The sequence below is a fragment of the Cryobacterium sp. CAN_C2 genome (genome assembly GCF_015751745.1).
Classification (GTDB): Bacteria; Actinomycetota; Actinomycetes; order Actinomycetales; family Microbacteriaceae; genus Cryobacterium.
Genome location: NZ_JADOUX010000020.1, coordinates 47,382 through 54,506 on the forward strand (window position 1 = coordinate 47,382; position 7,125 = coordinate 54,506).

Annotated in this window: 7 protein-coding genes; 5 read left to right on the forward strand and 2 right to left on the reverse strand. The window is 65.5% G+C overall.

Annotated features, from left to right (window positions below):
* Positions 1-7: 7 nt before the first annotated feature.
* Genes IWX77_RS14345 through IWX77_RS14355 form a run of 3 tightly spaced genes read left to right on the forward strand, consistent with a single transcriptional unit; the run spans position 8 to position 3,264 of the window.
* Entirely contained in the window at positions 8-1,207 is a 1,200-nt protein-coding gene (locus IWX77_RS14345; RefSeq protein WP_196845202.1) for an argininosuccinate synthase, read from the forward strand.
* A 5-nt stretch (positions 1,208-1,212) separates the two neighbouring features.
* Positions 1,213-2,667, forward strand: a complete 1,455-nt coding sequence (gene argH, locus IWX77_RS14350) for an argininosuccinate lyase (protein WP_196845203.1) — start codon at positions 1,213-1,215, stop codon at positions 2,665-2,667.
* A gap of 3 nt (positions 2,668-2,670) precedes the next feature.
* Positions 2,671-3,264 carry a DNA-3-methyladenine glycosylase gene (locus tag IWX77_RS14355; RefSeq protein ID WP_196845204.1) on the forward strand — a complete coding sequence of 198 codons (594 nt, stop codon included), beginning with the start codon at positions 2,671-2,673 and terminating at the stop codon, positions 3,262-3,264.
* A gap of 12 nt (positions 3,265-3,276) precedes the next feature.
* On the opposite strand, the gene IWX77_RS14360 is transcribed toward IWX77_RS14355, so the two are convergent.
* On the reverse strand, positions 3,277-3,876 hold the full coding sequence (locus IWX77_RS14360) for a hypothetical protein (protein ID WP_196845205.1): 600 nt from the start codon (positions 3,874-3,876) through the stop codon (positions 3,277-3,279).
* Entirely contained in the window at positions 3,873-4,505 is a 633-nt protein-coding gene (locus tag IWX77_RS14365) for a DNA-binding protein (protein WP_196845206.1), read from the reverse strand. The genes IWX77_RS14360 and IWX77_RS14365 overlap by 4 nt, the downstream gene beginning before the upstream one ends.
* Before the next feature lie 145 nt (positions 4,506-4,650).
* Here IWX77_RS14365 and tyrS point away from each other — a divergent pair, with 145 nt between their 5' ends.
* Together tyrS and IWX77_RS14375 are read left to right on the forward strand one after the other, a co-directional pair.
* On the forward strand, positions 4,651-5,952 hold the full coding sequence (gene tyrS / locus IWX77_RS14370; RefSeq protein WP_196845207.1) for a tyrosine--tRNA ligase: 1,302 nt from the start codon (positions 4,651-4,653) through the stop codon (positions 5,950-5,952).
* A 121-nt stretch (positions 5,953-6,073) separates the two neighbouring features.
* The gene (locus IWX77_RS14375) at positions 6,074-6,610 is read left to right on the forward strand and encodes a GNAT family N-acetyltransferase (RefSeq protein WP_297413524.1); all 537 of its coding nucleotides are present in this window, start codon (positions 6,074-6,076) and stop codon (positions 6,608-6,610) included.
* Positions 6,611-7,125 lie beyond the last annotated feature (515 nt).

Genomic DNA, 7,125 nt, shown 5'->3' on the forward strand with positions numbered 1-7,125 from the left:
GAGAACCATGGCGGAACGCGTTGTACTCGCATACTCGGGTGGACTGGATACCTCGGTCGGCATCGGCTGGCTCAAGAATGCCACCGGCAAAGAGGTCGTAGCCCTCGCCGTCGACGTTGGGCAGGAGGGCGAAGACATGGACGTGATCCGTCAGCGCGCTCTCGACTGCGGCGCCGTCGAATCCCTCGTCATCGATGCCAAGGACGAGTTCGCGAACGACTACATCGTGCCGACACTCAAGGCGAACGCCCTGTACCAGAAACGCTACCCGCTGGTCTCGGCCATCAGCCGTCCGTTGATCGCCAAGTACCTCGCCTCCACCGCCAAGGAACTGGGCGCCGACAGCGTCGCCCACGGTTGCACCGGCAAGGGTAACGACCAGGTCCGGTTCGAAGCGGCCGTCGCAGCCCTCGCCCCCGACCTGACCTCGCTCGCCCCGGTGCGCGACTTCGCGCTGACCCGTGACAAAGCCATCGAGTACGCCGCCAAACACGACCTTCCCATCGCGCAGTCCAAGAAGAGTCCGTACTCGGTCGACCAGAACGTCTGGGGTCGCGCCGTCGAAACCGGATTCCTCGAAGACCCGTGGAACGCGCCGATCGAAGACCTCTACACCTACACGCAGGACCCGTCGGTCACCCGCGCCCCCACCGAGGTCGTCATCAGCTTCGAGCAGGGTGTGCCCGTCGCCATCGACGGCAAGAAGGTCACCCCGCTGCAGATGATCCAGCTCATGAACCGTCTCGCCGGTGACCAGGGTGTCGGCCGTATCGACATCGTTGAGGACCGTCTGGTCGGCATCAAGAGCCGTGAGATCTACGAAGCTCCCGCCGGCATGGCGCTCATCGCCGCCCATGAGGAGCTCGAAAACATGACCCTTGAACGCGATGTTGCCCGCTACAAGCGCGGCGTCGAGTCGAAGTGGGCCGAACTCGTCTACGACGGACTCTGGTTCTCCGGGCTCAAGAAGAGCCTGGACGTGTTCATCGAGGACACGCAGAAGTACGTGACGGGCGACATTCGCTTGAAGATGCGCGCCGGTACCGCCGTCGTTACGGGCCGCTCGAGCACGACGAGCCTCTACGACTTCAACCTCGCCACCTACGACACCGGAGACTCATTCGACCAGACCATGGCCAAGGGGTTCATCGAGCTGTGGTCGCTGCCGAGCAAGGTCGCCGCACGCCGCGACGCCGCCGCGAAGTAGCCCACGTGTCGGTTGAGCAGGGAACCACTAACGGCGCGACGAGCAACCGTGCCGGCACGGCGGGCGCCCTCTGGGGTGGCCGTTTCGCCGGGGGACCGTCGCCGGAACTGGCGCGGCTGAGCAAGTCGACCCAGTTCGACTGGATGCTGGCCGAATACGACCTGCAGGGCAGCCGCGCTCACGCCCGGGCCCTCGCCGCCGCGGGATATCTCACCGACACTGAATTGACCCAGATGGTCGGTGCGCTCGAAGAACTCGAGCGCGCCGTCACCGCCGGCGAATTTCTGCCGGCTGAGGCCGACGAAGACGTGCACTCGGCCCTCGAGCGGGGCCTGATCGGCATCATCGGTGTCGAGCTGGGCGGCAGGCTCCGTGCTGGTCGCAGCCGCAATGATCAGGTCGCCACGCTCGTGCGCATGTGGCTGCGTGACCACGCCGCCATTCTTGCGTCACTCGTCATCGAACTGATCGACGCCCTCGCCGCGCAGGCCGAAGCGCACTCCGGGGCCATCATGCCCGGCCGCACCCACCTGCAGCACGCCCAACCGGTGCTGCTCGCGCACCACCTGCTCGCGCACTGCTGGCCGCTCGTGCGCGACCTCGATCGTTTCGCTGACTGGGGTCGGCGAGCGGATGCATCCCCCTACGGTTCCGGCGCCCTCGCCGGCAATACCCTCGGTCTCGACGCGCACCTCGTCGCCGCCGACCTGGGCTTCGCCGCCGTCGTCGAGAACTCCATCGACGGAACCGCGAGCCGCGACCTGGTCGCCGAATTCGCCTATATCACCGCGCAAATCGGAATCGACATGTCGCGGCTGGCCGAAGAGATCATTCTCTGGAACACCCGTGAATTCGGGTTCGTCACCCTCGACGACGCCTATTCCACCGGTTCGTCGATCATGCCGCAGAAGAAGAATCCCGACATCGCCGAGCTCGCACGCGGCAAATCCGGTCGCCTGATCGGTAACCTCACCGGGCTGCTCACCACGCTCAAGGGTCTGCCGCTCGCCTACAACCGTGACCTGCAAGAAGACAAAGAGCCGGTCTTCGACTCGATCACGACCCTTGAAGTGCTGCTGCCCGCGTTCACCGGCATGGTCGCCACCCTCACCTTCCACACCGAGCGCATGGCAGAGCTGGCTCCGCAGGGTTTCTCTCTCGCAACGGACGTCGCGGAGTGGCTGGTCAAACGCCACGTCTCGTTCCGCGATGCGCATGAAATCACCGGTTCGCTCGTGAAGTTCGCTGAAACCCACAATCTCGACCTGCACGAGGTCAGCGACCAAGATCTGCAGACCCTGTCGGTGCACCTCGTTCCCGACGTGCGCGAGGTGCTCACCATCCGCGGATCGGTCGAGAGTCGCGACGGCGCCGGCGGAACCGCGCCGGTGCGCGTCGCCGAGCAGCGCGCGCACCTCGTCAACCGCGTGCGGGCCCTGACGGCCGCGCTCAGCCGGTAGAGCATGCCGTTCACGCCGGGCCTGCTGGCGCGACCCGCACTCGAGGTCGCCCCACTGCTGCTCGGTGCGGTGCTCACCCGCGGGCCGGTCGCGGTGCGCATCACCGAGGTCGAGGCCTACCTCGGCGAGATCGACCCGGGCTCACACGCCTTTCGCGGGCGCACGCCCCGCACCGAGACGATGTTCGGCCCGTCCGGTCACCTCTACGCCTATTTCAGCTACGGCATGCACGTCTGCGCCAACGTTGTCTGCTCGCCCGAGGGTGAGGCCTCGGCGGTGCTGCTGCGGGCCGGCGAGATCATCGCCGGAGTCGACGAGGCCCGATGGCGCCGCCCCACCTCGCACAGAGACGCCGACCTCGCGCGCGGCCCGGCCCGGCTGACCAAGGCCCTCGGCATCGTGCTCGGCGATGACGGCGCCGATGTGAGCTGCGCACCGTTCGACTTGGAACTGCCGACGCACAGCTCAGACTTCGCGACCGGGCCACGTACCGGGGTGAGCGGGGTCGGCGGGGGAGCCCGGTACCCGTGGCGGTTTTGGGTGCCGGGGGAGGCATCCGTCTCTCCGTATCGACGGCACGCCGGTCGTGGGTCCTGATCGCGCGCCGGGTCAGACCAGAGCCATCGGCACGAGGGCGGCGCAGGCGCACGCCCAGATGAGGCTCGCCAGGGTTCCAATGATGAACCGCTCGCGCGATTCGGCGGCGGCCAGTTCGGTGAAACGGCCGACACCCTTGATGGCGATGACCACGGCGATGGCCTCCGGAAAACCGGCCAGAATCGCGCCGGCCACGGCGAGACGTTCCAGGATCCCGATGGTCACCCCGCCGCGCAGAACCTCGTGGGTCTCTGGGTCGCTGACCCCGGCCATGGTCGGGGCCGGTTTGCCAGCGTTGAGCACCATGATGCCGCCGTGCTGGCCGGGTGGCACTGAGCTATTGGTGGCGAGATCGAGGGCGAGCACCGCGACCGGGCCGCCGCCGATCACGGCGAGGGCCAGCGCGAGCATGCCGAGCACGATGCCGAAGGTGCTCGGGCCGGGGCCCACGGGCACCGCGGCGAGCACGAGGGCAACGGCAAGACCGGCCATGGCGACGATCGCGTAGAACTGGCGGTGCAATTTGAAGGCTAACGCGGCGCAGGTGAGAGCGGCGAGTGTGACCAGGAGCAAGGCGACCCAGTAAAGAAACGTGAGAACGGTGAAGGTCATGCGGTGGTGTCCGTTTCGTTCGGGCCATGGTTCGGGCCATGATCGAGCTGCTCTAGCAGCCTAACCAACGCCGGCCGCGCCGCCTGCTCGACCCGGTACTGTGCCGCCTTCAGCCGCTGGCTCACGGCCCCGGTGGTGATGCCGAGCGACGCGGCGATATCGGTCTGGGCCAGTCCGCTTTCGAACAGATCGCCGGCCTGCCAGCCGTGGGGGGTGCGCCGTTGACGCAGCAGCAGGAGCATGGTCAGGAGTGCCTCTATGCCGGGGGCGGCGGCATCCGTTTGGCTGACCTCGAGCGCAAAGTGCGCCTCGGTTCTCTTTGCTCGCAGTACGGCGTCACGCGCCGCGATGAACGCGCCGCCGGTGGCCTGCCGGGTCGATGCCGGCAGGGGGGTGCGCACGGTGCCCACGCCGAGCCCGACGCTCCAGTGGCCGGACCGGTGCAGAGCGAGTATCGCGTCGAGCGTGCGATCGGCGGCCGACACGAGCAGCTGGATCTCGTCGCCGGCGGTCTGGTCGGGCGGCAGGCTGAACGCGTTCGGGCTCTGCGCCACGAGTTGCGCGATCATCTCGCGCGCCCGATCGTGATCGTTGCGGCTGTCGATCTGGTCAGCGGTGATGACAAACATGGTCTGAGGCTCCGTCCTGCATTCATTGTAATTTAGCCCTCAAGCTAAATCAAGCGCAGTATAGCCTCTAGGCTGAATTATCGTGCGAGTGGAACGGATGCGGCCGGCACTTCGACGCGTCGGCCCCGGCTGGTAATCTGAACGCGTGTCAGACCCCACCATCCTTGCCCAGCAGACCAATGACCCGTCCTTCAATTCCGTGTGGGAGGAGATCAACTGGCGTGGCCTCGTGCACGTCTCCACCGACGAGACCGAGCTCAAAGCGCTGCTTGATGGTGGCCCGATCACCTATTACTGCGGATTCGACCCGACCGCGCCGAGCCTGCACCTCGGCAATCTGGTGCAGCTGTTGCTGATGCGGCGTCTGCAACTGGCCGGGCACCATCCGCTTGGACTGGTCGGCGGCTCCACCGGACTCATCGGCGACCCGCGCCCGACCGCCGAGCGCACGCTGACCCCCACCGACACCGTCACGGAATGGGTCGGCTACCTGCAGGCGCAGGTTTCGCGGTTCCTCAGCTCCGAGGGGGACAACGCCGTCACGCTCGTGAACAACCTCGACTGGACCGCACCGCTTTCCGCCATCGACTTCTTGCGCGAAATCGGCAAGTACTACCGCGTGGGCACCATGCTCAAGAAGGATGCCGTCAGCGCGCGCCTGAATTCCGATGCCGGCATCAGCTACACCGAGTTCAGCTACCAAATTCTGCAAGGCCTCGACTACCTTGAGCTGTTCCGCAGCTACGGCTGTGTTCTGCAAACCGGCGGCAGCGATCAGTGGGGCAACCTCACGAGCGGGATCGACCTTATCCGTCGCGCCGACGGTGGCACCGTGCACGCCATCGGCACCCCACTCATCACCAACAGCGACGGGACCAAGTTCGGCAAAAGCGAGGGCAATGCGGTGTGGCTCGATCCGAACCTCACAAGCCCGTATGCCTTTTACCAGTTCTGGCTCAACACCGACGATGCCGACGTGGTCTTTCGGCTCAAGGTCTTCACGTTTCTCTCGCGCGGTGAGATCGAGCGGTTCGCCGAGCTGGTCGAAAACGAACCGTTCCGCCGCGAAGCGCAGCGGCGACTCGCCCTCGAGGTGACCAGCCTCGTGCACGGCCACTCGGCAACGGATGCTGCCATCCGCGCCGCCGAGGCCCTCTTCGGCCAGGGCGACCTCGCCGAACTCGACCCCGACACCCTCGAAGCCGCACTGCGCGAACTTCCGCACACCACGACAGCGCCGCACGCGACCGTGCTGCAGCTGCTCGTCGACACCGAACTGTCAAAGAGCCTCGGTGACGCCCGTCGTGCGGTGCAACAGGGAGGGGTCTACCTGAACAACGAAAAGGTCACGAGTGTCGACCTGACCATCGAAGGATCGGTGCTGCCCGGGGGAGTTGCCGTGCTGCGTCGCGGCAAGAAGACGCTCGCGGGTATCTTCGTCGAGTAACTGCTCGGGCCGGTGTTCTGCCGGGCGGTCGCGGGGTATGGCGGCGTCGCGCTCCGGCAGGCGTGGCGGCCTGGCGGCTCTGGTGCAGGGGGTCGGCAGGTGCGGGTGGCAAGATGTCGTCGTGGAAACTCTTCGAACCGAACGCCTGCTGCTGCGACCCTGGACCCTCGACGACACCGACTTTGTTTTCGGGCTGTACTCCTTGTGGGCGGTGCAACAACACATCGGATTACACCCCCGGGTCATGATCGACCGCGCCGAGGCGATCGCCGTGATCAAACGCTGGCAGGGAATGGAGCACCCCATTCATGCCATCCGGGCGGTTACCGATGTCGACACGGGCGAGATCTTTGGCAATCTGCTGCTCAAGTCCATTCCGGCGTCGAGCCCGGTGGCGCCGCTGGAGCCGTCGGGGGACACCGAGATCGGCTGGCACTTTCACCCAAGCGCCTGGCACCACGGCTACGCGACCGAAGCGGCATCCGCTGTTTTGGCCGAAGGCTGGAAGACCGGACTCGACCGGGTCGTGGCCGTCACCACTTCGAGTAACCGCCCATCGCAGCGGGTCTGCCTGCGCATCGGAATGACGCACAAGGGCAGAACCGACCAGTACTACAACTCCGTGAGCGAACTCTTCGTCGCCGAGACCCCCGCCTAATTTACTTTCCGGGCCCGGGCCCGGGCCCGGGCCCGGTGGGTGGGTTCCTGCTCTATCGTGGGCCCATGTAGATAAGGTGGGCCCGACCCCCAGATGGCCGCCGGAATGGCGTTTCCGATCGGTTTCGAGTGGATGTCCTCTCTCGACACGCCCGGGATGCAACAGGGAGTTGCGGGGTATCAGGATTCACCGTAATGTCATCTAAGTCACCCCACAGGTTCGGAATAAGCCAAGTGCTTCCGGCCTCACGCGGGACCAATCCCAAGTCACAATAACCCGGATCATTTCGCGTTACAGTGGCTTGATGAAGTTCACATGAATTCGGCGTAGCAGCTTTCTAACTACGCGGTTTCGTGCTGGGCGACAAAATATAAGAGAAGTACTCCAGTGCAATGGTCTTCATGGCCGGCGGCTGGGTGTGTCCGATCCTTGAGAACTCAACAGCGTGCACAATGTCAAATGCCAAAAACCTCGTGGTTGTTGGTCGGTTTCTAGCCGGCTGCAGCTGATGAGAT